This is a genomic window from Arcobacter rhizosphaerae, assembly GCF_049472155.1.
Classification (GTDB): Bacteria; Campylobacterota; Campylobacteria; order Campylobacterales; family Arcobacteraceae; genus Arcobacter_B.
This window is the reverse complement of record NZ_JBMOVW010000013.1, coordinates 1-25,198: the sequence shown is the minus strand read 5'-3', so window position 1 is coordinate 25,198 and position 25,198 is coordinate 1. Positions and strand designations below refer to the sequence as shown.

21 protein-coding genes and 1 rRNA gene are annotated in these 25,198 nt (G+C 29.0%); 5 read left to right on the top strand and 17 right to left on the bottom strand.

Going from position 1 to position 25,198, the window contains the following annotated elements:
* The 13 genes from nuoL to ACH5BH_RS13830 all read right to left on the bottom strand — a co-directional run bounded on the left by nuoL (position 1) and on the right by ACH5BH_RS13830 (position 12,831).
* A complete protein-coding gene (gene nuoL, locus ACH5BH_RS13890; protein ID WP_423298765.1) occupies positions 1-1,887 on the bottom strand; it encodes an NADH-quinone oxidoreductase subunit L in 1,887 nt (628 codons plus the stop codon).
* A complete protein-coding gene (nuoK, locus tag ACH5BH_RS13885) occupies positions 1,884-2,198 on the bottom strand; it encodes an NADH-quinone oxidoreductase subunit NuoK (protein ID WP_404308383.1) in 315 nt (104 codons plus the stop codon). Before nuoK ends, nuoL begins: the two co-directional genes overlap by 4 nt.
* Positions 2,195-2,722 (bottom strand): NADH-quinone oxidoreductase subunit J family protein, encoded by a 528-nt coding sequence (locus ACH5BH_RS13880; protein ID WP_404308385.1) that lies wholly within the window; start codon positions 2,720-2,722, stop codon positions 2,195-2,197. Before ACH5BH_RS13880 ends, nuoK begins: the two co-directional genes overlap by 4 nt.
* Entirely contained in the window at positions 2,715-3,221 is a 507-nt protein-coding gene (locus tag ACH5BH_RS13875; RefSeq protein WP_404308387.1) for a NuoI/complex I 23 kDa subunit family protein, read from the bottom strand. The genes ACH5BH_RS13880 and ACH5BH_RS13875 overlap by 8 nt, the downstream gene beginning before the upstream one ends.
* Before the next feature lies 1 nt (position 3,222).
* Entirely contained in the window at positions 3,223-4,500 is a 1,278-nt protein-coding gene (locus tag ACH5BH_RS13870) for a complex I subunit 1/NuoH family protein (protein ID WP_423298764.1), read from the bottom strand.
* The gene (locus tag ACH5BH_RS13865) at positions 4,497-5,933 is read right to left on the bottom strand and encodes an NADH-quinone oxidoreductase subunit G (RefSeq protein ID WP_423298763.1); all 1,437 of its coding nucleotides are present in this window, start codon (positions 5,931-5,933) and stop codon (positions 4,497-4,499) included. The genes ACH5BH_RS13870 and ACH5BH_RS13865 overlap by 4 nt, the downstream gene beginning before the upstream one ends.
* A 44-nt stretch (positions 5,934-5,977) precedes the next feature.
* Entirely contained in the window at positions 5,978-7,264 is a 1,287-nt protein-coding gene (locus tag ACH5BH_RS13860; protein ID WP_404308393.1) for a citrate synthase, read from the bottom strand.
* A gap of 39 nt (positions 7,265-7,303) precedes the next feature.
* The gene (gene nuoF / locus ACH5BH_RS13855; protein ID WP_423298773.1) at positions 7,304-8,554 is read right to left on the bottom strand and encodes an NADH-quinone oxidoreductase subunit NuoF; all 1,251 of its coding nucleotides are present in this window, start codon (positions 8,552-8,554) and stop codon (positions 7,304-7,306) included.
* Between the two features lie 4 nt (positions 8,555-8,558).
* Positions 8,559-9,044: an NADH-quinone oxidoreductase subunit NuoE family protein gene (locus ACH5BH_RS13850; RefSeq protein WP_423298762.1), complete on the bottom strand. Its 486-nt coding sequence runs from the start codon at positions 9,042-9,044 to the stop codon at positions 8,559-8,561.
* Entirely contained in the window at positions 9,044-10,678 is a 1,635-nt protein-coding gene (locus tag ACH5BH_RS13845; protein WP_423298761.1) for an NADH-quinone oxidoreductase subunit D, read from the bottom strand. The genes ACH5BH_RS13850 and ACH5BH_RS13845 overlap by 1 nt, the downstream gene beginning before the upstream one ends.
* A complete protein-coding gene (locus ACH5BH_RS13840; RefSeq protein WP_404308399.1) occupies positions 10,671-11,186 on the bottom strand; it encodes an NADH-quinone oxidoreductase subunit B in 516 nt (171 codons plus the stop codon). The genes ACH5BH_RS13845 and ACH5BH_RS13840 overlap by 8 nt, the downstream gene beginning before the upstream one ends.
* Positions 11,177-11,539, bottom strand: coding sequence for an NADH-quinone oxidoreductase subunit A (locus ACH5BH_RS13835; protein ID WP_404308401.1), 363 nt, complete (start codon positions 11,537-11,539; stop codon positions 11,177-11,179). The genes ACH5BH_RS13840 and ACH5BH_RS13835 overlap by 10 nt, the downstream gene beginning before the upstream one ends.
* A 131-nt stretch (positions 11,540-11,670) precedes the next feature.
* Positions 11,671-12,831: a MalY/PatB family protein gene (locus ACH5BH_RS13830; RefSeq protein WP_423298760.1), complete on the bottom strand. Its 1,161-nt coding sequence runs from the start codon at positions 12,829-12,831 to the stop codon at positions 11,671-11,673.
* 83 nt (positions 12,832-12,914) lie between these two features.
* Between ACH5BH_RS13830 and ACH5BH_RS13825 the strand changes: the two genes are divergently transcribed.
* Positions 12,915-14,729 (top strand): menaquinone biosynthesis decarboxylase, encoded by a 1,815-nt coding sequence (locus tag ACH5BH_RS13825; protein WP_423298759.1) that lies wholly within the window; start codon positions 12,915-12,917, stop codon positions 14,727-14,729.
* Positions 14,730-14,753: 24 nt separating this feature from the next.
* Here the strand turns inward: ACH5BH_RS13825 and ACH5BH_RS13820 are convergent, their stop codons facing one another.
* From ACH5BH_RS13820 to ACH5BH_RS13805, 4 genes are read right to left on the bottom strand one after another with little or no spacing between them, the layout of a single operon-like run.
* Positions 14,754-17,015 carry a transporter substrate-binding domain-containing diguanylate cyclase gene (locus ACH5BH_RS13820; RefSeq protein WP_423298758.1) on the bottom strand — a complete coding sequence of 754 codons (2,262 nt, stop codon included), beginning with the start codon at positions 17,013-17,015 and terminating at the stop codon, positions 14,754-14,756.
* 53 nt (positions 17,016-17,068) lie between these two features.
* Positions 17,069-18,061, bottom strand: coding sequence for an ABC transporter ATP-binding protein (locus ACH5BH_RS13815; protein ID WP_423298757.1), 993 nt, complete (start codon positions 18,059-18,061; stop codon positions 17,069-17,071).
* A gap of 4 nt (positions 18,062-18,065) precedes the next feature.
* The gene (locus tag ACH5BH_RS13810) at positions 18,066-19,670 is read right to left on the bottom strand and encodes an ABC transporter permease (protein ID WP_423298756.1); all 1,605 of its coding nucleotides are present in this window, start codon (positions 19,668-19,670) and stop codon (positions 18,066-18,068) included.
* 6 nt (positions 19,671-19,676) lie between these two features.
* Positions 19,677-20,684 carry a Fe(3+) ABC transporter substrate-binding protein gene (locus tag ACH5BH_RS13805; RefSeq protein WP_404308412.1) on the bottom strand — a complete coding sequence of 336 codons (1,008 nt, stop codon included), beginning with the start codon at positions 20,682-20,684 and terminating at the stop codon, positions 19,677-19,679.
* Between the two features lie 196 nt (positions 20,685-20,880).
* On the opposite strand from ACH5BH_RS13805, the gene ACH5BH_RS13800 reads away from it, so the two are divergent.
* From ACH5BH_RS13800 to ACH5BH_RS13785, 4 genes are all read left to right on the top strand, one after another.
* A complete protein-coding gene (locus tag ACH5BH_RS13800) occupies positions 20,881-21,450 on the top strand; it encodes an anthranilate synthase component II (RefSeq protein ID WP_404308414.1) in 570 nt (189 codons plus the stop codon).
* 3 nt (positions 21,451-21,453) lie between these two features.
* The gene (locus ACH5BH_RS13795; RefSeq protein ID WP_423298755.1) at positions 21,454-22,647 is read left to right on the top strand and encodes an ArnT family glycosyltransferase; all 1,194 of its coding nucleotides are present in this window, start codon (positions 21,454-21,456) and stop codon (positions 22,645-22,647) included.
* Positions 22,634-23,266 carry a type II secretion system protein gene (locus ACH5BH_RS13790; protein WP_423298754.1) on the top strand — a complete coding sequence of 211 codons (633 nt, stop codon included), beginning with the start codon at positions 22,634-22,636 and terminating at the stop codon, positions 23,264-23,266. The genes ACH5BH_RS13795 and ACH5BH_RS13790 overlap by 14 nt, the downstream gene beginning before the upstream one ends.
* A gap of 349 nt (positions 23,267-23,615) precedes the next feature.
* Positions 23,616-25,130: ribosomal RNA gene (locus tag ACH5BH_RS13785) — 16S ribosomal RNA — on the top strand.
* The last annotated feature ends 68 nt before the right edge of the window (positions 25,131-25,198 follow it).

Genomic DNA, 25,198 nt, shown 5'->3' with positions numbered 1-25,198 from the left:
CTATAATCCTAGTGTATTAATTAAGTAGATAAATATACAAGTCATACCAATTAGCATAAACACTGCATAGAATCTTACGTTTGCATTTTGTATCATTGCGACTTTTTTACCAATATTTATAAATGTTTTTGAAGAATTCATTATAAAGGCATCAATAATTTTATCATCTAATATTTTATCTATAAATACAGATAGTTTTTTTGATGTTTTTACAAATATTGAATCATACATTTCATCAATATAAAATTTATTTCCAATAAGACCAATTTCTTCTTCTGGTTTCTCAACATTAAAATTAGCATATTTTTTGTATGCTACAACAATACCAGCTACTGCTACAAGAACTGAAATTACAATTAAAATCCATTCAAGAGCATGACTCATCTGAATAGTTTTTGAGTTTAGTTGAGCTAACCAAGTATCAACTTGAGCTTCTCCTCCAAAAATTGGTGCAAGATTTAAATATCCTGCAAATACAGCACCTATAGCTAATAGTAATAAAGGAATTGTAATAGTTTTAGATGTGTAAACATATTGAACTTTATGTTTTGTTGGTGCTACAAAAACAATAAAATACATTCTAAACATATAAAAAGCTGTTAAAAAAGCTGTTCCTAAAGCAATAGCCCATATTAAATATTGTCCTTCTTGGAAAGCTGCTGCTAAGATTGCATCTTTTGAGAAAAAGCCTGAAAAGAATGGAATTCCTGAAATAGCAATAACACCAATTAAAAATGTAAATTTAATAATAGGTAATGAAGCTCTATGTTGAGCTATTTTAAATATGTTTTGTTCATGATGAAGGGCAATAATAATTCCACCTGCTCCCATAAATAACATTGCCTTGAAGAAAGCATGAGTAAATACATGGAAAAGTCCAGCAGAGTAAAAACCTAGTCCAACAGCTATAAACATATAACCTAATTGACTCATTGTTGAGTAAGCTAGAATTTTTTTAATATCAGTTTGTTTTGTAGCAATAATAGCTGCAAGTAGAGCAGAAAATGCACCAATATAAGCTATAAACAATCCTATCTCTTCAGCTCCTACATATAAAAAGTGAAATCTAGCAACCATATATACGCCAGCAGTTACCATAGTTGCTGCGTGAATAAGTGCTGAAATAGGAGTTGGCCCAGCCATTGCATCTGGAAGCCAAACATATAAAGGAATTTGTGCAGATTTCCCCATTGCACCAACAAATAATAAGAAAGCTGATAAAACTAATAATTCGCTCGAAGCATTTGTAATATTACTTTCTAATGAAGCAAAAGATAAATCAACTCCTCCTAAAGCAAAAAATAGTGTTACAACTCCAAGTAAGAAACCAAAATCACCAACTCTATTTACTATAAAAGCTTTATTTGCTGCAATAATATTCTCTTTTTTACCATAGTAGAATTTAATTAATAAATATGAACAAACTCCAACACCTTCCCATCCAATAAATAAAATAATTGGATTATCTGCAAGAACTAAAATAAGCATAGAAGCTAAGAAGAGATTAAAATAGGCAAAGAATTTACCAAATCCATTATCTTTTCTCATATAACCTATTGCATAAATATGAATTAACCATCCAACAAACGTTACGAACATTGCCATAAAAATAGATAGCTTATCTCCTAAAAAAGCCATTTCTATATTTAGCTTATCAATATTCAACCAAGTGAATAAATGTTGTTTAAAAATAACATTCTCTTCTTTCATTTGTAGGAATAAACTAAGAGTTATTAAAAAAGAGATTAGAGGTGTGATACATCCTATTAAACTAAAAGTTAATTCTGATATAGCTTTTCTTTTTACATGATAAAAATATAAAGCTCCAAGTAGAATTGAACCTAATAAAGGAGATAAAATAATCCATACTAAAAGTGATGTATTCATGATTTTTCTCCTTGTGATAAAGATGTGAAAATATCTGAATCTAGCGATTTTCTTGATCTATATAAAAGTATAATTACTGATAAAAAAATAGCAGCTTCAGCTGCTGCAATAGCTATAACCATTATTGTAATAATTTGAGGATCCATATTAAAATGATATCTAGCAAATGTAACTAAAAATAAATTAACTCCATTTAACATCATTTCAATTGACATATAAATTACAAAAACATTTCTTCTAGCAACAACACCTATTACTCCTAGTGAGAACAGCATCATTGATACAAAGGCATAAGATGTTAAAGATATCATGATTGTTCTCCTTGATTATGTATTTTTGATTTTCTTTTTTTTGCAAGTACTACAGAACCTATAAGGGCTATCAAAAGTAGAATAGAAATAAGTTCAAAAGCAACCAGCCAGTTATCAAAAAGTTGAATACCTATAGGTTTAATATCTCCAAAATCTGTATTTGTAATATTTAAATCTTTTTTTGGTAGTTTTGATACTGCACTAATTATTAGATAATTTAGTGGAATCATGATAGCTGCACCAATAGCTATATTTTGAAACTTTTTAGGCTCTTTAGGTAAATCCTCTTCTTTAATATTTAAGAACATTAAAATAAAAAGAATTAAAGTCATTATAGCTCCTGCATAAACTATTATTTGTACTAAAAAAAGAAAAGTGGCATTTAATAAAGCAAATAGTCCAGCTACACTTAGCATAGAAATTAAAACTCCTAATGCACTATACATAGGATTTGCATAAACAATCATAGCTACAGCACCTAAAATAGCCAATAATGATAAGCCAATAAATATTAAATCAATCATCACTTAAATCCTTTGCTCTTTCATTTTTCATTAAAGCTTGTTTATCTAAAACAAAATCTTCTCTTTTTGAACCTGTGAAAGAAAAAATTCCTGTATCCATTCTAATAGCATCACAAGGACAAGCTTCAACGCAGTAACCACAGAATACACACTCTAAAAGGTCAATCTTAAACTCTTTAGGTCTTTTTTCTGCTTTGTCATCAAATCTTTCTTGAGCATCTATAAAAATACATTCAGCAGGGCAAGCTGTTGCACACATATAACAAGCAACACATTTTTCACTTCCATCTTCCCATTTTGTAAGTCGATGAACACCTCTATATCTTTCAGTAAGATCATCTGGTTGTACTTCTGGATATTGCATAGTTTTTAAATTATCAATATCTTTTAGGTTTTTTGTGAAGTGTTTTAATGTTGTTTTCATTCCACCTGCAATAGCAGGTAAAAAAAGTCTATCTTTAAATGATTTACCGTGTCTTTTTACTACTTTTATTCCCATTTTAACTTCCTAGTACTATAAAAGTTGCAGTTACAATTACATTTAAAAGTGCGAGAGGAATTAATACTTTCCATCCAAGCATTTGTAATTGGTCATATCTAAATCTTAAAACTGTCCATCTAACCCAAATATATAAAAAGGCAACTAAGAAAAATTTAACTAAAAAAGTTCCTATTTGTAATACAGCTGTTACAATATTTATTCCATTTGAACCTAAGCCAGTGATTAAAAATAATGCTAATAGAGCAAGTATAATAAAACAAATAGACCAAAATGAAATAGTTAATATTTTTGTTTCTTTTTCTCTTGATTTGTCTCCTAATCCAACTGTTTTATTGTTCTTTTTCATCCACTTAGTAAAAATGAAAATCTTAATTGGTAATAGAATCATGATAGCTACTATCACATAGTTTATATTACTATGAATAGTTTGTGTGTCTAACCATGGAATTTGATATCCACCAAAGAATAAAGTAACAATAATTGCAGATGAAGCAGACATCGCAGCATATTCACCAACTTGAAAAAGTCCAAATTTCATAGCTGAATATTCTGTGTGATAACCTGCAACAATTTCAGATTCTCCCTCGGCTATATCAAAAGGAGCTCTATTTGTTTCAGCAAAAGCACATACTATAAAAATAATTGCAGCTAAAGGTTGAATAAAAATACCCCACATTGGGATAACCCCAAAAAATGTACCAGCTTGTGCATTTACGATATCAGTTAAATGAATAGAACCATAAGAAATAACCATTGATACTACAGCTAAAGTAAGTGCTACTTCATAGGAAATAACTTGAGCACTTGCTCTAATAGAACCTAAAAGACCATATTTATTTTGTGAGGCATAACCACCTAATATAATCCCATAAATTGAAAGACCTGCAAAAGCCAAGAACCACATTATACCTAGTTCATTTGGAATAGCAGACATTATATGTGATTTTCCATCTATTATTAAAACATCAGCAAAAGGGATAGTTGCGAATGTTAAAAAAGAACATAAAAATACAATAGCAGGAGCGATTGAAAAGAAAAATTTATATTTGATATGTGATGGAGTAAAGTCTTCTTTAAAAACAAGTTTTAGCATATCTGCAAAACTTTGAATTAATCCCCCAAGTCTAAAGGGTCCTATATTACATCTATTTGGACCTGTCCTATCTTGCATTAGTCCTGACACTCTTCTTTCCCACCATACAAAAAGAGGAGTTAGTCCAACTGCAAGAAGTGAAGCTATTGATATATTTATTATTGTTATAGCTGTAGAACTCATAGCTTTCCTTTTGATATCATTTCTTTTAAGTGTTCAATTATTGAAGTTACAGTTTCCATTGGATTGTTTTTATCCATTTCTGAAATAACTTTTTGTTTAACCCCATCACAGTTTATATAAGTTCCACTTTTTTCATAGAATGAACTAATTGGAATAGCTATATTAGAATAACTGATAGTTAAACAATGATGACTAAATAAAGAAACTACTTTTTTATCAGCAAGTAATTCTTTTTTATTTTCAAAATAGTTACTATCTATAATCACAACTAAACTTGCTTCATTTAATGATGTTTCAAAGAACTCTTTTTCTTCATTAATTGATAGTTCTTTAAAAGATGCTCTATTTGCAGTTCTATCTGCTGTTTTTAAATAATCATCCTTAAATTCTTCATCAATTGTATTAGGACTATATCCTGATACTTTTGCATTTATTTTTGAAGCTAAATTATTTATATTTGTCATTTCTTCATAAGAAAGATTTGGACTTAATACAAAAAGAGTGTTTTTTGAAGTTGATAACTCTTTAAATAAATTTGTAATTGTATTACTTAGATTTGTTTGCTCTTTATTTAGAAGAGGTGTTTCAAATCTATTTTGATTTTCTTGCTTATATGAAAGTCTTCCTTCATCACAAATAAACCAACCATTTACAGCTTTATTTACTCTAGGTCTAAATCTATAGATTTTATCATCTTCATATTTTTCTTTTCTATGATCCACATAAATATTACATCCTTTAGAACAACCATTACAAATTGCATTGAAAGTTTGTAAAAACCATACACGTTGTTTAAATCTAAAATCTTTTGAAGTCAAAGCTCCAACAGGACATAAGTCAACAACATTCATAGCATAAGGATTTGCTAGTGGACGGCCTGGAAATATTCCAATTGTAGAGTGATCTGATCTATCTATTACTCCTAACTCACCTGTTTTAGTAATATCTTTACAGAATCTTACACATCTTGTACAAAGTACACATCTTTCTTCATCAAGCATTACATTTGAGCCAATATCAACTCTTTTTCTATGTTGATTTTTTGCATCTACATTAATTCTTGACTCATAGAATCCTGATTCCATGTAGTAATCTTGAAGTTTACATTCTCCTGCTTGATCACAAGTAGGACAATCAATAGGATGATTTATAAGTTCAAGTTCAAGAATATCACGTCTTACTTTTTCAATATTCTCACCTTTAGTTCTTATAACCATTCCATCTTTTATAGGCGTGTCACAGGCAATTTGAGGTCTTTTTTGACCTTCTATTTCAACCATACACATCCTACAGTTACCATCTTTACCAAGGGCTTGGTGATAACAAAAATGAGGAATGTGAATATTCTCATCCAATAATTTATCAATTAGCAAGCTTCCCTTTGAAGCTTGCATTTGGGCACCATTGACTGTAATCTCTACCATTTCACTCATAAGTATTATCCCCTTACACTAATTTTATTTTATAGTTATAACTATTAATTACCTGTATATAATTGTCTTGGTCTTGCAATTTTATGTTTAGGATCTTGTTTTAATTCTGACCATTGAGAAATCCATCCTGGAATTCTACCAATTACAAAAATAGGAGTAAACATAGCAGTTGGAATTTTAAGAGCTGTTAAAATTACACCTGAGTAGAAGTCAATATTTGGATATAATCCTCTATCTTTAAAGTAATCATCACTTAATGCTGCTTCTTCAACTGCTGCTGCTACATCTAATAATTTTGAATCTAAATTTAACTCTTCTCTTAATTTATCTTGTAGCCCTTTTAATGTTTCAGCTCTAGGATCTCTATTTTTGTAAACTCTATGTCCGAATCCCATTAATCTAAATGGGTCATTTCTATCTTTTGCTTTTGCGATATAAGTAGGTACATTTTTAACATCCCCAATTAATCTTAATTGATCCATTACTTTTTCATTTGCACCACCATGAGCAGAACCCCATAATGCAGAGATACCCGATGCAATAGATACATAAGGGTGAGCTTCTGTTGAACCAACATTTCTAACTGTAGTTGTAGAAGCATTTTGTTCATGATCAGCATGTAAAGTTAAAATAGCATCTAAAGCATCAACTTCAACTTGTTTAATTTCATCATTAATCCCATTTCCTAAATACTTCATATTTCCACCTGGATATGCTCTTAACATATATAAGAAGTTTTCTGTAAAGTATTTATTTACATCTGGATAAATTAGTGGTGTACCAATAGAATTTCTATAAGCCATAGCTGCAATAGTAGGCATTTTAGCTAAAATTCTTCTTCTCATAGTTTTGAATTCTTCTTCATCTTCTAAATGTAAATGATCTTTATAAAATGCTGATAATGCCATAGTTGCTGCACCCATAGTTGCCATTGGATGTGCTCCATCTGGTAGGGCATCAAATAATCTAATAATACCTTCATTTAAGAAAGATCTATGTCTAATTTCTAAATCGAAATCTTTTGATTCAGCTTCTGATGGTAGTCTTCCCATCATTAATAAGTGACATACATCAAGATATGATTTTTTACCAGCTAAATCTTGAATAGGGTAACCTCTATATCTTAATTCAGAATTTTCACCATCAATAAATGTGATTTTTGATTCACAAGATGCAGTTGAAGTATATCCTGGGTCATAAGTAAACATCCCTGAATCTTTATAAAAAGTTGAAATATCAACAACACTTGGTCCTCTTGTACCATCTATAATATTATATTCGTATGTATCACCATTTCTATTATCAGTTAGTGTCATAGTATTTTTTGCCATTAATTTCTCCTCTAGTAAATTGACTTAATATTTTTAGTTTTAATTTTTAAAATGTGCTTCAAACTCATGTCTGAATTTCTCAACAATACTTTTTATTATATCTTTAACTGCTGGTGCAAAAACACAAATGGTTTTACCATTCATCGTATCACACACATCAAGTATTGTTGATAAATCTTCGTTCGAACCTTCACCATCTAAAATCTTTTTGATAATTTTATCTATCCATCCACAACCTTCTCTACAAGGTGTACATTGTCCACAAGACTCATGATGATAAAACTCAATTAAGTTTTTAGCAACATCAACCATAGATACACCATGGGGAATAATCATCATTCCTCCTGTACCTAAAGTTGAACCAATATCCCACATTGATTCATAATCTAAATATGCCTCCTCAACCTCCTGTGCAGTTAAGATAGGACATGAAGCTCCTCCTGGAATTACAGCTTTTAGCTCTAATCCATCTTTAAGTCCTCCTCCTATCTTATTTATTACATCTATCATTTTATTTCCGTAAGCTAATTCATAAACTCCTGGATTTTTCACTGGTCCACTCATGGCAAATAACATAGTTCCTGGTGCTTTTTGAGTCCCATATTTTGTATATGATTCATAACCATTTAGCACAATATTTGGAACAGATGCAATTGTTTCTACATTGTTTACAGTTGCAGGGTTTCCAAAGAACCATTCACACTCTTTTCCATGTGGTTTTAGTCTTGGATGACCACGTTTTCCTTCAATTGACTCAATTAGTGCAGATTTTTCTCCACATATATAAGCACCACCACCTCTATGAACTGTAATATCCATTCTATAGTCATATTTATTCATAACTTTAGGACCAATAATACCTGCTGCATAGGCTTCTTCAATGGCAGCATTTAATCTATCAATGAAAAATTTATATTCACCTCTTATATAAATATAACAATCATGAGCTCCAATTGCATAAGAAGAACAAATTATTCCTTCTATTAGAAGATGAGGATCATATTGAAAAATTTGTCTATCTTTGAAAGTTCCTGGTTCAGATTCATCTCCATTTGCTATTAAATATCTTGGTCTATCATCAACAGGTGGCATAAGCTTCCATTTTGGACCACATAGTGCTCCACCACCACCTTTCCCTCTAAGACCACTTTTACAAACTTCTTCAGTCACTTCATCAGGAGCCATCGAAAATAGTTTATCAATAGATTCATATCTTCCATGCTTTAGTGCAACTTCTAATTTGTGAGAATTGGGAATGTCAAAATTTTTACTTACGATTTTTACTATCATATCATTAGCACTCATTTTTACACTCCTCAATAATATTTTTTAATTTATCAATTGTCATATTTTCATGATATGTATTATTTAAAGCAATCATAGGTGCTCCACCACAAGCACCTTGACATTCTACTTCTGTAAAATGGAATTTTCCATCCTCACTTGTTTGTCCTGGTTCAATACCAATAGTATCTTTTATAAATTTTTTAAGTTCAGGTGCACCCATAATCATACAAGATAAAGTTTTACATAGTTCTATATGGTAAGTACCAATTGGTTTTAAATTAAACATAGTATAAAAAGTTGCAAAACTATGTACTTCAATAGGTGTTTTACCTAACCTATCTGCCATATAAATCATTGCATCAGGACTTACCCAACCTTCTTGTTCTTGAACTAACCAAAGTCCAGGAAGCATCATTGCATCTGAATTAGGGTATTTTTTTTCTAATCTTTGAAATTCTTCTTCATTTTTCTGTGTAAATTTAAACTTACTCATTATCTGTCAAACTCCCCTGCAATAAAGTTCATACTAGCCATTGTAACAATTGCATCAGCCAACATTGTTCCTTCAACTATATTTGCATAAGCACCTAGTGAGTAAAAACATGGAGGTCTACATTTTACTTTATAAGCACTTCCACTTCCATCGCTAACTATAAAGAAACCTAATTCTCCATTAGCTGCTTCTGTTGAACCATAATACTCACCTTTTGGAACTTTTACTCCTTCAAATGTAAGTTTAAACTGATTCATTAAGCCTTCGATATTTCCATAAACATCTTTTTTATCAGGAAGTACAATTCCTTGATGATCAATATTTAATGGACCATCAGGTAATTCTTTCATTGCTTGTCTAATTATTCTTATACTTTGAGTCATTTCCTCAAATCTACACATCATTCTATCGTATACATCTCCATGACTTCCTACTACTATATCAAAGTCATAGTTTTCATAACCATAATAAGGCTTATCTTTTCTTAAGTCATGAACTATTCCAGTTGATCTTAAATTCGGACCTGAAACTCCTGCACTTAATGCAAGTTCTGGTTTTATAACACCAACATCTTGTGTTCTGTCATGAAAAATTCTATTTTTTGCTATTAAACTTAAAGCATCATCTATTGCAGTTTCTACATTTTTAAGAACTTGTTCTAAATCTTCATCAAAGCCATCATATAAATCAAACTCTAAACCACCGATTCTTGTGTAAGAGTTTGTAAGTCTAGCCCCTGTAAGTTTTGAAAGTAAATCATAGGCATTATCTCTTGGTGCAAATAAATACCAGAAGTTTGTTAGACCACCTAAATCAACCATATTAGCAGCATTACAAACTAAGTGATCAATAATTCTACTCAATTCTCCAATAACAACTCTAATAGCTTTTGCTCTAGGCGTTATATCAATGTTTAGCATTTCTTCTACAGCTTTTGAGAAACCAATATTATTTAAAATAGCACTACAGTAGTTAAGTCTATCAGTATAAGGAATAACTTGTGAATAAGTATGTGTTTCACAAGATTTTTCAAAACCTCTATGTAAGTAGCCAATTTCAGTTACACAAGTTGTGATAGTTTCACCTTCCATTGCTACAAAGTTTCTGATCGTACCATGAGAAGCAGGGTGTGAAGGTCCAATATTTAATAACATTAAATCATTTATTTCTTCTTGAGTATAGCCTTTAGAATGGAGTTTTGGTAACATCTCATCCATTAAATCTTCTGTTTCTGTACAGATTTGACCTTTTGTAACGGGATAGTCTTTTCTTAGAGGATGACCTGTAAATTGATGGTGGTTTAAAATTCTTTTTAGATTTGGATGATCTGTAAACTTAATACCATATTGATCATAAGTTTCTCTTTCAGCCCAGTTTGCAGCTTTGAATAAAGATGAAATACTTGGAACTTCGAGCATATTGTCGTTTACATAAGATTTTATGCTTATTTGTTTTTTAAAAGTTGAGTCTCTTAAAATATAAACTACTGCAAATCTTGATGGTGTCACATCAGGATATTTTAAATAGTCAATAGCTGTTATATCTAAAAGTATAGTATATTTATCTTCATTTTTAAGTTTTGAAATTGTTGATAAAATATCATTTGAGTCAATTAACATATCACATTTAAGCATCGAGGAATCCTTTATAATCTTTGACTCTATCTTTTAAAATAGATTCATCATTTGCTTTTTCTTGAATTCTCATAATTGAGTCAAGTACAGCTTCTGGTCTTGGAGGACAACCAGCTACATACTCATCAACAGGAATAATTTCATCAATTCCTTGAACTGTTGTATAGTTATCATAAAAACCACCAGAACATGCACATGCCCCCATAGAAATAACCCATTTAGGTTCACACATTTGTTCATATATTTTTTTTAAAATGGGAGCTTGTTTGTATGAAATAGTTCCTGCTACTATAAGTAAGTCAGCTTGTCTTGGTGAAAATCTAACAACTTCTGCACCAAATCTTGAAAGATCGTATTTTGCACCAGCTACTGACATAAATTCAATACCACAACAAGCAGTACCAAAAGCCATAGGCCATAATGAATAAGAACGTCCCCAGTTTACAGCATGATCCAATTTTGTAGTTACGATTGAATCACCTAATTTTGATTCTACTCCTAATCCCATGATAAAGCCTTTTTCTTATACATATAGATTAAACCTAAAAATAAAAGTCCAATAAATATAAACATTTTAATTAAGCCTGTAGCACCAAGTTCAGCAACATTTACTGCCCATGGAAACATAAAAATTATTTCTACATCAAATAGTAAAAATGATATAGCTATTAAATAGAATTTAACAGAAAATCTAATGTTTGTATTCCCCACGGGGTTAGATACACCACTTTCGTAAACAGTATTTTTCATTTGCGTATTTTTATTTCTTGGTCCTATAAAACTTGTAAGGGTAAATACTCCTACAAGAATGAGACCAATAGCGACAAAAATTACAGATGCAAGAACAAGTTCTGTTGACATATTAAATCCTATCTCTTAATATTATTTAAAGATTGTACTGTAATTTAAAATAGTTATAAAGTTTTTTACCTTTTTGTAAAAATATAATATACATTGTGAGAAAAAAGGTAATACTTTATCTCACAGTTGTGTTAAAAACAGTAACATATCTTTTCTAAAGCCTCTTGTAAAGGCTTTTTTCTAAGTGCTAAATTTAATCTAAAGTGCTGTTTTGCATTGCTACTAAATGATACACCATCATTTAATGCAACCTTTGACTGAGTTAATAATTTGTTTTTAATTTCATTATGTGAAAGATTATATTCACTAAAATCTAACCATAAAAGATAAGTTGCTTCTGGTTTAGTAAATTTGATTTTTGAATTTCTTTTTTCTAAATATTCTTTTGTGAAATCTATATTTTCTACTAAATATTCTTTTAATTGTTTTACATAAGATGAACCATTTTCATAAGCAGCTTGAGTAGCTATATATCCAAAAAAATTAACTGAGTTTATTTGTCTTTTTTGAGCTATTTTTTTAAATTTGTTTAAAAGTTCTTTGTTTTTAGATATAGCATAAGAAGTATTTAAACCTGCGATATTAAAAGTTTTACCTGCACTATTTAAAGTAATAGTGATATTTGCTATTTTTTCACTAATAGAAGCTAGAGGGGTAAACTTCTTAAAAGTAATATCTGAGTGTATTTCATCAGAAATTATTGTGATATTATTTTGTAGACAAATATTTGCTAATTCTTCTAATTCCTCTTTGCTCCAAACTCTACCAACTGGATTATGTGGAGAACATAAAGTTAAAACTTTTGTATTTTTTGTAATTTTAGTTTTTAAGTCTTCTAAATCCATAGTATAGTAACCATTAGTTTCTTTTAGTTCATTTACAACTATTTTCCTATTATTTGCACTTACACATTTAAATAAAGGTGGATATACAGGAGTTTGAACTATTATTTCATCTTCTTTATTAGGACAAAATGCTTCAATACAAGCACTATAAGCAGGAACAACTCCATTTACTACAAATATTTCATCTTTTTTTACTTCCCAATTATGCTCATTTTTTTGCCAGTTAATAATGGAATTAAAAAAATCATCGCTGGCAAAGCTATATCCATATACTGAATTTTTAGCTGCTTCTATGATTTTGTCATTGATAAAAGAAGGAGTTTTAAAATCCATATCAGCAACCCATAAAGCTTGTAAATCTTTATATCCAAAAACTTTTTCTAAAGCATCATGTTTTTCACAATTTGTGTTTTTTCTATTTATTTGTTCATCAAAATTATAAATCATATATAAAACCTCTATTATAAACTATATTTTATTGATAAAATGATATAAGATTTATACTAATTATAAGGTTATTTGGAAAAATTATGAAAGAAGCAATTGAACTATTAAAAAAACATGATTTGTTAAGAGTTATTGATGATGAATTAGATATTTATTTAGAAATACCTCATATAGCATATATTGAAGTAAAAAAAGAAGACTCTAAAGCTTTATTATTTACAAACGTTGTAGATAAAAAGAATGACAAAAAATTTGACATTCCAGTATTGATGAATGTGTTTTGTAATGAAAAAGCAGTAAAACTGTTTATAGGTGATGGAGATAAGATAGGTAGTGAAATTGAGTCATTACTTAAAATGAAGCCACCAACTACATTTAGTGAAAAACTATCAACTTTTGGAAAGTTATTTGCACTTAAAAATACAATTCCTAAGAAAAATAGAGGAAAAGGTGAGTGTCAACAAGTTATAAAACTAGGTTCAGAGGCTAAATTGTCAGACTTGCCAGTACTTACTACATGGGAGCAAGATGGTGGTCCATTTATTACAATGGGGCAAGTGTATACTACATCATTAGATGGTGAAATGAAAAACTTAGGTATGTATAGACTTCAAGTATATGAAGATAATACTTTAGGATTACATTGGCAAATTCATAAAGACTCAAATCACTTCTTCCATGAATATAAAAAAGCTGGAAAAAAAATGCCTGTATCTATTGGCATTGGTGGAGATCCTATGTATATATGGTGTGGGCAAGCACCATTACCAATTGGGATATTTGAATTAATGTTATACGGATTTGTGAAAAATAAAAATGCACAACTTGTAAAATCAATTACAAATGATATATATGTACCAAGAGACAATGATTTTATAATAGAAGGTTTTGTAGATACTTCAAAATTAAGAATAGAAGGCCCTTTTGGAGATCATACAGGTTATTATACTTTAGAAGAAGATTATCCTTTTATGGAAGTAACTGCAATTACTCATAAAAAAGAACCAACATACTTAGCAACTGTAGTTGGTAAGCCACCATTAGAAGATAAGTATATGGGACATGCAACTGAAAGAATATTTTTACCTTTACTTAAAACAACTGCACCTGATTTAATAGATTATTATATGCCAGAAAATGGAGTTTTTCATAATCTAATTTTGGCAAAAATTAAAACTCTATACCCAGGACATGCAACTCAGATGATGCATGCATTTTGGGGAGTAGGGCAAATGTCATTTGTAAAACATGCTATTTTTGTAAATGAAAATGCACCTGATTTAACAGACCATGATGCAATAGTTGAGCATATACTAAATAGAGTTGATATAGATGATTTAATGGTTTCAAAAGGCGTAGTTGATGCACTTGATCATTCCTCTCCAAAGTTTGCCATTGGTGGTAAATTAGGTCTTGATTGTACTGGTGAAGAGATTGATGAATTAGGAATCACAGTTCTTTCAGACTCTGAATTATTATCAAAGATGAAAGAATTAACTGATGAGGTTAAGAATCTTAAGCAGTATTATACAAATACAAAAAATCCAGTTACTGTAATAACTGTTGATAAAAAGAGAAATCAAAAAGAAGTATTTGAAACTTTAAAACCTTTATATGAAAATATTAAAATTTTGATTATCATTGATGATGCAAATCAAAATGATGTTGAAAACCCATATATGTTAGTATGGAGAGTTGTAAATAATATAGATTCAAATAGGGATTTATATATAGATTCAAATACATTATGTTTAGATGGAACAAATAAAAACACATTTGATAACTTCAAAAGAAGATGGCCAGATGATGTTGATTGTTCAAAAGAGGTAATAGCTTCTTTAAGACAAAGAGGTATTTTAGATATTGATGATGAATTTATCAAAAAATATCAACTTTAAAAGGTAGGTTTAAACTCCTATCTTTTAAAGAATTTTTATATTATTTTTACCATTCTTTTTTACGTGATACATAGCTTTATCTGCTCTTAAAACTATATCTTTTTTATTATCACCTTCAATAAATTCTGTAATACCAAAACTTGCCGTTACTTTTCTATTTATTTCAAAATTTGTTTTCTCAATATGCTCTTTTAAATGTAAAGCACTTTTTTTAGCATCAAAAGATGAAGTATTAGGAAGTATTATTATAAATTCTTCTCCACCCCATCTCCCAAATAAATCATCCTTACGTATATGACTAGTAATTATTTTAGAAACATCAACAAGAATCTTATCTCCTATTAAATGTCCTAAAGTATCATTTATAGATTTGAAATTATCAATATCAATAAAGATTATTGAAAATGTTGAGTTGTTTAATCTTGCATCTTTAATTAAATTTGATAAGATTTTTTCTATTTTTCTTCTATTTAGTATTTTTGTTAAACTATCTTTATTTGCATAATCCAACAAAGTATTTTCTGCAATTTTTCTTTTTTTTATTTCTTTTCTCATTTTTGTGATAATATAAATAGAAAAAATAATCATTATAAGTAATGGAATTACATATTTATAAAACCATGAATAATCTTTTACTTCTTTATAAACAATTAGTTGATATTTATTAAGAATATTTCTTTTTTCCTCATTTGTGATTTTACTGATAATTTTATTTAAAATACCTATTGCCTCAACATTCTTATCTAAGATTTTTAATCTTATTTCTAAATCATAAGGTAAAGTACCTGCAATCTTAATGTTATTATAATTGTTTTTTATAATTGAATGAGATAGCATTAATATATTATCAATAACAGCAAATATTTCATTTGATTTAAGAAGCTTAAACCCTTCATTTATTTCTTCAAGATATAAAAAGTTGATTTCAGGATATTCTTTTTTTAATTTTTCATAAAGAAGTTTATCTTTTATAACAGCAATTCTTTTATTTTTTAAAACTATTAAATCTGATATAAAATTTTTATCATTTATTGTAGCTATACCTACTTTTATTTTATTTAATGGAATACTTGTATTTAAATCTTGTTTATTTTGATATACAAATTTAAATTTTATGTCGTTTGTTTGTATGTGCTTTAAAATATTTTTATCTTTAGGTTCTTCAATTATATTAAAATTAGTATTAAGTTTTTGTGCAAGTGTTTTCCATAAATCAACTTCTAATCCTTTAAACTTGTTATTTTGAGTAAATGAAAAAGGCATATTTGAGTCATTTATTTCTAAAGTAAAAGAATTATTCTTTAAAAAGTTCTTTTCATAATTATTAAATAAAATCTTATTTTTATCAAAAATAAAAGTATCTGTATTTAACTTTGTATTTTTAGATAATTCAAGAAGTAAATAGAGTCTTTTTATTTCATTGATTGTTTCTGTATCAATATTCCCAAGTAATCCTTCTTCATATTTAGCTAGTTTTTTTAAAATATTACCTTCGTATATTAAAGAATCGAGAGTTTTATTTTGAGTGTTGTATTTTTCATAAATCATCTTTGCAGTTTCTTCTATATTTTTAAAGGCATAATTCCATCCTTTAAGAGTCGCATCATAAAAGTTTTTTACTCTTGTCAAATTATTTTTAATTTCATTTTCAGATGTAAAAAGTATACCACCATAAAAATCAAACCCATAATCAGCAGGATTAAATATATTGTATTTGATTTTTTTCTTTGTTAATAAATATGGTTCATTTGATAAATAACATGCCATTGCATCTGTTGTACCATCTATTAAATCATCTAATTTAAAAGAGTGTGGAATAAAATTTATTGTTTTACTTTTAATGCCTTGGGATCTAATCATAGAAATAATATTAGCCATTTCTTTTGCATCTTCAGTTAACATTATTTTTTTATTTGCGAGTTCTTCAATACTGTTAATACCCGAATTTTTTTTTGTTAATAAAACCATAGGTGAATTTTGATATATAGCTAGTAATAAAGTTATTGGTTTTTTATTTAGTTTTTCAATAATTAATGAGGATTTACCAATGGCATAATGTCCAGGCTCTTTTAATGTATCTTCTATTAAATCGATATTATTATTAAACTCTTTTATTTTTACATCTAAACCATTTTGTTTATAATAGCCTTTTTCTTTTGCTATATAATATCCTGCAAATTGGTACTGATGCAACCAGTCAAGCTGTAAAGTTATAGTCTCTATTTTTTGAGAAAAACAAAGACTTTTAAATAAGAATAATAATAAAATGATTTTTTTAACTTTCATGCACGAATTATACATAAAAGATATTAAATTATCCTAGTCTTTTATAAGAAATGTTATTTTTCTATAATTTTGATATCACTCTCATCTAATTTAAGGTAGAAATCTTTTTCTTTAATGTTTTCTATATTATTAAGCTGTGAATTTAAATGATTATTTTGTGGATCATCTTTTAATTTAAAGATTACTTCATAGGTTTCACCATAATATGAAGAATCAATTATTTCAATATTAAATCCATCTTTTTTTGTATTTAATTTACAATTTTTTGTATTTACAATAGCAATTTGATTATTGTTAAGGTTGATTTTCATTTCCTTTAGTATCACCTCAGGAATAATATTTATTTCAGATAAGAAATTTGCTATATAGTAATTTTTAGGCTTATTGTACATGTTTTTTGCACTATCAAATTGAAGCATTTTTTTATCATGTATAATACCAATTTTATCAGAAATACTTAAAGCTTCTTTTTTATCATGAGTAACTAATATAGCACTTAATTCATATTTCTTAATTAAATTCTTTAACCACATTTTTGTTTTATATCTCAATTGTGAATCAAGATTAGCAAAAGGTTCATCCAATAATAAAATTTTTGGATTATTAGCCATTGCTCTAGCAATTGCTACTCTTTGTTGCTGTCCTCCTGATAATTGATGAATTTGTTTTTTTCTATGATCTACAATATCAAATTGGTTTAGTAGTTTTAAAACTTTTTTTTCTTTCTCTTTTTTAGATAATTTATCTAATGCAAAAGCAATGTTTTCTTCAACGTTTAAATGAGGGAAAAGTGCATAGTCTTGAAAGATGTATCCTACTTCTCTATTTTTTTTATATATTTCTTTTGATGAAACACAAGTATCACCTATACAAATTTCTCCTTCATGTTCTTTTTGAAGTCCTGCTATTGCTCTTAATATTGTAGTTTTACCACAACCACTTTTTCCAAGTAAAGTTACAATTTCACCTTTTTTTACTTCAAAGTTTATATCTTCTAGTATTTTTGTTTCATTAAATGAAATTGAAAAATTATTTATGCTAACCATAGTTTTATACCTTATTCATATTTCTTGCTAGTAAAATAACTGATATTATACCAATTACAATAATAAACATTGATGGTACAGAAGATTCTACTATTTGAGCTTGTTGTGTTAATTCTAAGGCTCTAACTGCTAATGTATCATAATTAAATGGCCTTAGAATCATAGTAAGAGGTAGCTCTTTTATAACCTCTATAAATATAACTATAAATGCTGAGAATGCTGTATTCTTAAGTAAGGGTGCATATATTTTAATAAATGTTTTTCTCTCACCAATATTAAGAATTTTTGCAGCATCATCGTAAGATGTAGGAATTCTTGAAAATCCAGATTCAAAACTGTTAATAGAAATAGCTAAAAATCTTACGCAATAACCAAAAATTACTGCTACTATTGTTCCTGAAATAATAAATGTATCTGAAAATAAATCAAATACAAATTTGTCTAACAATGCAAAAAATGAAAGTATTCCTACTCCAACAACTGCCCCTGGAATAGAGTATCCTAATTTTACTATTTGAGTTAAAATTGATGATGTTTTATCTGTATTCAATCTTACATTATAAACAAATAATAAAGCTAATGATGTAATAATAAAAGCAGAAGATACCGCAAGGGTTAAACTTTGATATAGTAAGTTTAAAAAATCTTCATCGATTATTTCATCATAAGATAGTAAAAACCAATAACATAATTGAACAAATGGCAATAAAAAACCTAAAAAGAACGGCACAAAACACACCATAAATGCAGCTATATTTTTTCCACCTGAAAGTTTCGTTTTGTCAATAGGTTTAAAATCTTTACCTGAACTTTTATATACTTTATTTCTTCTTTGTAGTCTTTCAAGTATGATAATAATGAATACAAAAGTCATAAGAATACTAGCAAGTTTTGCTGCATCTTCAACAGAACCCATACCAAACCATGCTCTAAATATACCAGTAACAAAAGTACTTACACCAAAATAATCCATAACTCCAAAGTCAGCAATAGCTTCCATTACAGCTAATGTTACTCCTGCAACTATTGCAGGTCTTGAAACTGGAAGAATTACTTTTCTTAAAATTTGCCATGATGATAAATTAAAAGTTTTAGCTGCATCTATAATTGAGGCTGATTCAAAAGAAAGATATGTCTTACAAATTAAGTAAACGTAAGGATACAATACTAATGACATTATTATAATAGCACCTTCAATTGACATAATATCTAAGAAATACACATCATTAATTGTTGTATTAAAAAATTCTAAAATGAATGTTGTTACACTTCCAGTAATATCAAACATCCCTCCATATATAAATGCCATAATATAAGTAGGAATAGCAAATGGTAAGATTAATCCATAATGAAAAAAGTTAGAAAATGTAAAGGTATAAAGAGATGTTAAATATGCTGTAGCAAAGCCTATTATTCCAGTAAGAATTGCAACACCAAACATAATATATAAAGTGTTAAAAATATATTCAAAAAGCAGTGTATCTTTTAAATGTTGCCAGTTTTCACTGGAACCTGAAAATATATATATAAATATTATGATTGCTGGCGCACTAATAAGTAGTGTTAAAAAAACACTACTTATTTTTAATTTTGAGAAATTACTTATCAATTATTATTACTTCCATCCTGCTTTATCAAATACTTTGATAGCAGCCGCATTATTTTCACCTAAAGTGTTAATTGAAATTTTATCATCTTTAAACTGACCCCAAGATGAAACAAGCTTAGAAGGTTTAACACCTGCTAATACTGGATATTCATAATTTCCTTTTGCAAATAGTTCTTGTGCATCTTTTGAAGCCATAAATTCAATAAACTTAATTGCATTTTCTTTATTTGGAGCATATTTAGCTACACCTGCACCCGAAACATTAATATGTGTTCCTCCATTTTCAAATGTAGGGAAGAAAATTTTAACTTTTTTTACTGATTCTCTTTGAGAAGCATCTTTATTATGAACCATTTTACCAATGTAGTAAGTGTTTGCTATAGCAACTGAACCAATACCATTTGCAACAGCTTTTACTTGATATCTATCATTACCTTTTGGAGCTTTAGCCATATTAGCAACTACACCTTTTGCCCATTCTAAAGCTTTCTCTTCTCCATGATGTGCAATCATTGCAGCCATTAAAGATTGATTATAGATATTATTTGATGATCTAACCATAATTTGACCCTTGAATTTTGGATCAGCTAAATCTTCATAAGTAGAAAGTTTATTTTCCATTCCAGAACCAATTCTATATACAGCAACTCTTGATCTTTTAGTTAAAGCAAACCATTTATTATCTTTATCTCTTAATTTTGCTGGAATATTTGTAGTTAAGTAATTTGAATCAATAGATTGTAATAAATCTTTTTGTTTTGCTTGATATAATCTACCAGCATCTACTGTAATTAACACATCAGCAGGTGATTTTGCACCTTCACTTTGCATTCTTTTAATTAATGCAGAAGCTTTTGCTTTTACTACATTTACCTTAATTCCTGTTTTTTCTTCAAACATTTTAAATAATTGTTTATCTGTATCATAGTGTCTATGAGAATAAACATTTACTTCTGAACTTGCTAATAGTGAACTTGATAATACTAATGCACTTAATGCTAACTTTTTTAACATATAATTTTCCTTTTTAGTTATATACTGATAATTGTTATCGAAATTATAATCAAGAAAAACTTTTATATTACTTAATAGTAAGAATGATTATCATATTAGAAATTAAACACTTTAATTAAAAAAAACAATTATATTGATATAATAAGCTCAATATTTTAGATATATCAATTTTGATATAAACAGAGGTAAATAATTTATGATATTAATGATTGATAACTATGACTCTTTTACTTATAATATAGTTCAGTATTGTTTAGAACTGGGAGCAGATTTAAAAGTAATAAGAAATGATGAATTGACAGTTGAAGAAATAGAGAAATTAAATCCAGAAAAAATTATTCTTTCACCTGGTCCTGCAACTCCTAATGAAGCAGGGGTATGTTTAGAAGTAATTAAATATTTTGCTGATAAAAAACCAATTTTTGGTATTTGTTTAGGACATCAAAGTATTGCACAAGTTTTTGGAGCAAAAGTAATAAAAGCAAAAAATATGATGCATGGAAAAACATCAAAAATAAAAGTTACAAATGATTCAATAATTTTCAAAGATATTCCAACAGAGTTTACTCAAACTAGGTATCACTCTTTAACAGTAGATAAAAATAGTATACCAAGTGTTATTATACCTACATCAATCAGTTTAGATGATGATGAGATTATGTCTTTAGAAATTAAAAATAAACAAATTTATGGTGTACAATTTCATCCTGAATCAATAATGAGTGAATATGGTTATGAAATGTTGGATAATTTCTTAAAGTTATAAATTATGATTTCCAAAAAATATGACTATTTATTTTATTTTATTCTATCCTTATTAGTAGTTATATTAATTTTTGTTTCAAATACATTAAGTATATCATATAAAGAAGCACTAAATGTATTTGAAAATAGTTCAGTTTTAACTTACATAACAAAAACATCTATTTACATTTTTGGGCAAAATGATATTGCATTGAGATTACCCTTCATTATATTTTATGCATTAAGTGTAATTCTAATGTATAAACTAACTCTAAATTATTTCAAATATAAAAAAGATCATTTTTTATCAATATTGATATTTATGATACTACCAGGTGTTTTAAGTGCTTCTTTGTTAGTTAATAGTGCTATTGTAGTACTGTTTTTTACACTATTATATATTTATATATATCAAAAAAATAAAAAACATCCTATATGGTTACTTGGATTGTTGGTTTTTATTGATAATTCTTTTGCAATTTTCTTTTTGGCATTATTCTTTTTTTCGTTAAAAGAAAAAGATATAAAACTAATATATATATCATTAGCTTTATTTACAATTTCAATGTATATTTATGGTTTTCAAACAGACGGAAAACCAAAAGGTTATTTTTTAGATACTTTTGCTATTTATGCAACAATATTTTCACCTTTAGTTTTTATTTATTTTATTTATAGTTTATATAGGACAGGAATTAAAAATCAAAAAACATTAGTTTGGTATATCTCTTCAACAGCTTTACTAATCTCTTTATTATTCTCTTTTAGGCAAAGGGTTTATATAGAAGACTTTGCACCATATTTAGTTATATTTATACCTTATATGTTAAAAATGTTTTATCACTCATATAGAGTAAGACTACCAATATTTAGAAAAAAACATTTTATAGGCAGTATTATTGTTCTTTTAATGTTAATACTAAATTGTATATTAACAGTAATTAACAAACCTCTTTATCTTTTTTTACCTAATGAAAAGAAACATTTTGCATATAAATACCACTTTGCTAAAGAAATAGCAAATAAATTAAAAAAATTAGGAATTACAAAAGTTACAACAGAAGATTATACATTACAATTAAGATTAAAATATTATGGTATTGAAAAAACAGATAATTTAGTTCTAAGTAGAAAAAAACCAAAAAATATCAAACAAAACATATCCATATCATATTATGGAAAAGAATTAGTCAAATTATATATATATGAAAAAAAATAGTTTTACCTTATTAGAGTTAATACTTATTATTGTTTTATTATCAATAACATACTCTTTTTTTAAATTAAAAACCATAGGTACAAATAAACTAAACGAAGTTACTAATAGATTAGAGATACAATTAAAATATCTTAGATATAAAGCATTAACAGATTCAAAAAAAAATCATGATGAGTCAAAATGGTATAAAAAGAGATGGACAATAAAGTTTTTAAAATGTAGAAAAAGTATAGGAGGAATTTATTACGTGATGTATTCAGATAAAAATAAATTAGGACATCCAAATAAAGAAGAAAGTTTAAGAGATCCATTATCTAAGAAATATATCTATAATTCAAATGCTTGTCTTGAAAAAGATGATTTAAGTAAATATACCCTCCTAACAAAAAACTATAATATAAAAAATATAGAAATATCTTGTAATAATACTAGTTCTTTAGGTCAATTATCTTTTGATTATAATGGCAATATATATACGAATCTTTCCAATAATGAAGATACAAATAAACTAATAGATAATTGCACATTAGTATTAATTGATCAAAATATGAATAAGAGAAAAATAGAAATACAAAATAAGACATCATATATAAAGATAAGAGAAACAGAAATACAATAAAAACCCAATAAAAGCATAGTAAAAAGCAGAAAAAAAGACAAAAGGATTACAAATTGAGCAATTTAAGTTAATATTTAGGAAAACTTCTTGACAAAGGGAAGAAATTTGTCTATAATTCCCGTCCAATTTCAGAGGAACGACACAAAGTTCTAAAGAGATTAAGATCTTTAAAAACGAAGGTTAATAAGAAGTAATTTTTATAAACCGAATATAGAATAAACGATATAAAAACAAGAAGAACAATTCTTGTCTATTTAAGTTTTTTACAATCAAAAGATTATAAAAACATTTTGAGTGATAGTTTTGTTAATGTAACAATTAATAAAAATTGTCAGTTTCAGATTTTTCAATTATGGAGAGTTTGATCCTGGCTCAGAGTGAACGCTGGCGGCGTGCTTAACACATGCAAGTCGAACGAGAACGGAACTAGCTTGCTAGTTTGTCAGCTAAGTGGCGCACGGGTGAGTAATATATAGGTAATGTGCCCTAGAGAAGAGGATAACAGTTGGAAACGACTGCTAAGACTCTATATGCCTTTAAGACAGAAGTCTGCAAGGGAAATATTTATAGCTCTAGGATCGGCCTGTACGGTATCAGTTAGTTGGTGAGGTAATGGCTCACCAAGACAATGACGCCTAACTGGTTTGAGAGGATGATCAGTCACACTGGAACTGAGACACGGTCCAGACTCCTACGGGAGGCAGCAGTGGGGAATATTGCACAATGGGGGAAACCCTGATGCAGCAACGCCGCGTGGAGGATGACACATTTCGGTGCGTAAACTCCTTTTATATAGGAAGATAATGACGGTACTATATGAATAAGCGCCGGCTAACTCCGTGCCAGCAGCCGCGGTAATACGGAGGGCGCAAGCGTTACTCGGAATCACTGGGCGTAAAGAGCGTGTAGGCGGGTGAATAAGTTTGAAGTGAAATCCTATAGCTCAACTATAGAACTGCTTTGAAAACTGTTCACCTAGAATATGGGAGAGGTAGATGGAATTTCTGGTGTAGGGGTAAAATCCGTAGAGATCAGAAGGAATACCGATTGCGAAGGCGATCTACTGGAACATTATTGACGCTGAGACGCGAAAGCGTGGGGAGCAAACAGGATTAGATACCCTGGTAGTCCACGCCCTAAACGATGTACACTAGTTGTTGTGAGGCTAGACCTTGCAGTAATGCAGTAAACACATTAAGTGTACCGCCTGGGGAGTACGGTCGCAAGATTAAAACTCAAAGGAATAGACGGGGACCCGCACAAGCGGTGGAGCATGTGGTTTAATTCGACGATACGCGAAGAACCTTACCTGGACTTGACATAGTAAGAACTTTTAAGAGATTAGAAGGTGTCTGCTTGCAGAAGCTTATATACAGGTGCTGCACGGCTGTCGTCAGCTCGTGTCGTGAGATGTTGGGTTAAGTCCCGCAACGAGCGCAACCCTCGTGTTTAGTTGCTAACAGTTCGGCTGAGAACTCTAAACAGACTGCCTGGGTAACCAGGAGGAAGGTGAGGACGACGTCAAGTCATCATGGCCCTTACGTCCAGGGCTACACACGTGCTACAATGGGGTATACAAAGAGCAGCGATACGGTGACGTGGAGCAAATCTCAAAAATATCTCCCAGTTCGGATAGTAGTCTGCAACTCGACTACTTGAAGTTGGAATCGCTAGTAATCGTAGATCAGCAATGCTACGGTGAATACGTTCCCGGGTCTTGTACTCACCGCCCGTCACACCATGGGAGTTGAACTCATTCGAAGCGGGGATGCTAAGATAGCTACCCTCCACAGTGGATTCAGCGACTGGGGTGAAGTCGTAACAAGGTAACCGTAGGAGAACCTGCGGTTGGATCACCTCCTTTCAGAGAAGAGAGAAGTTATTCGATTAACTTCTCCAAAGCTATCAAAGATAGCAAAAAAAGGGTATATC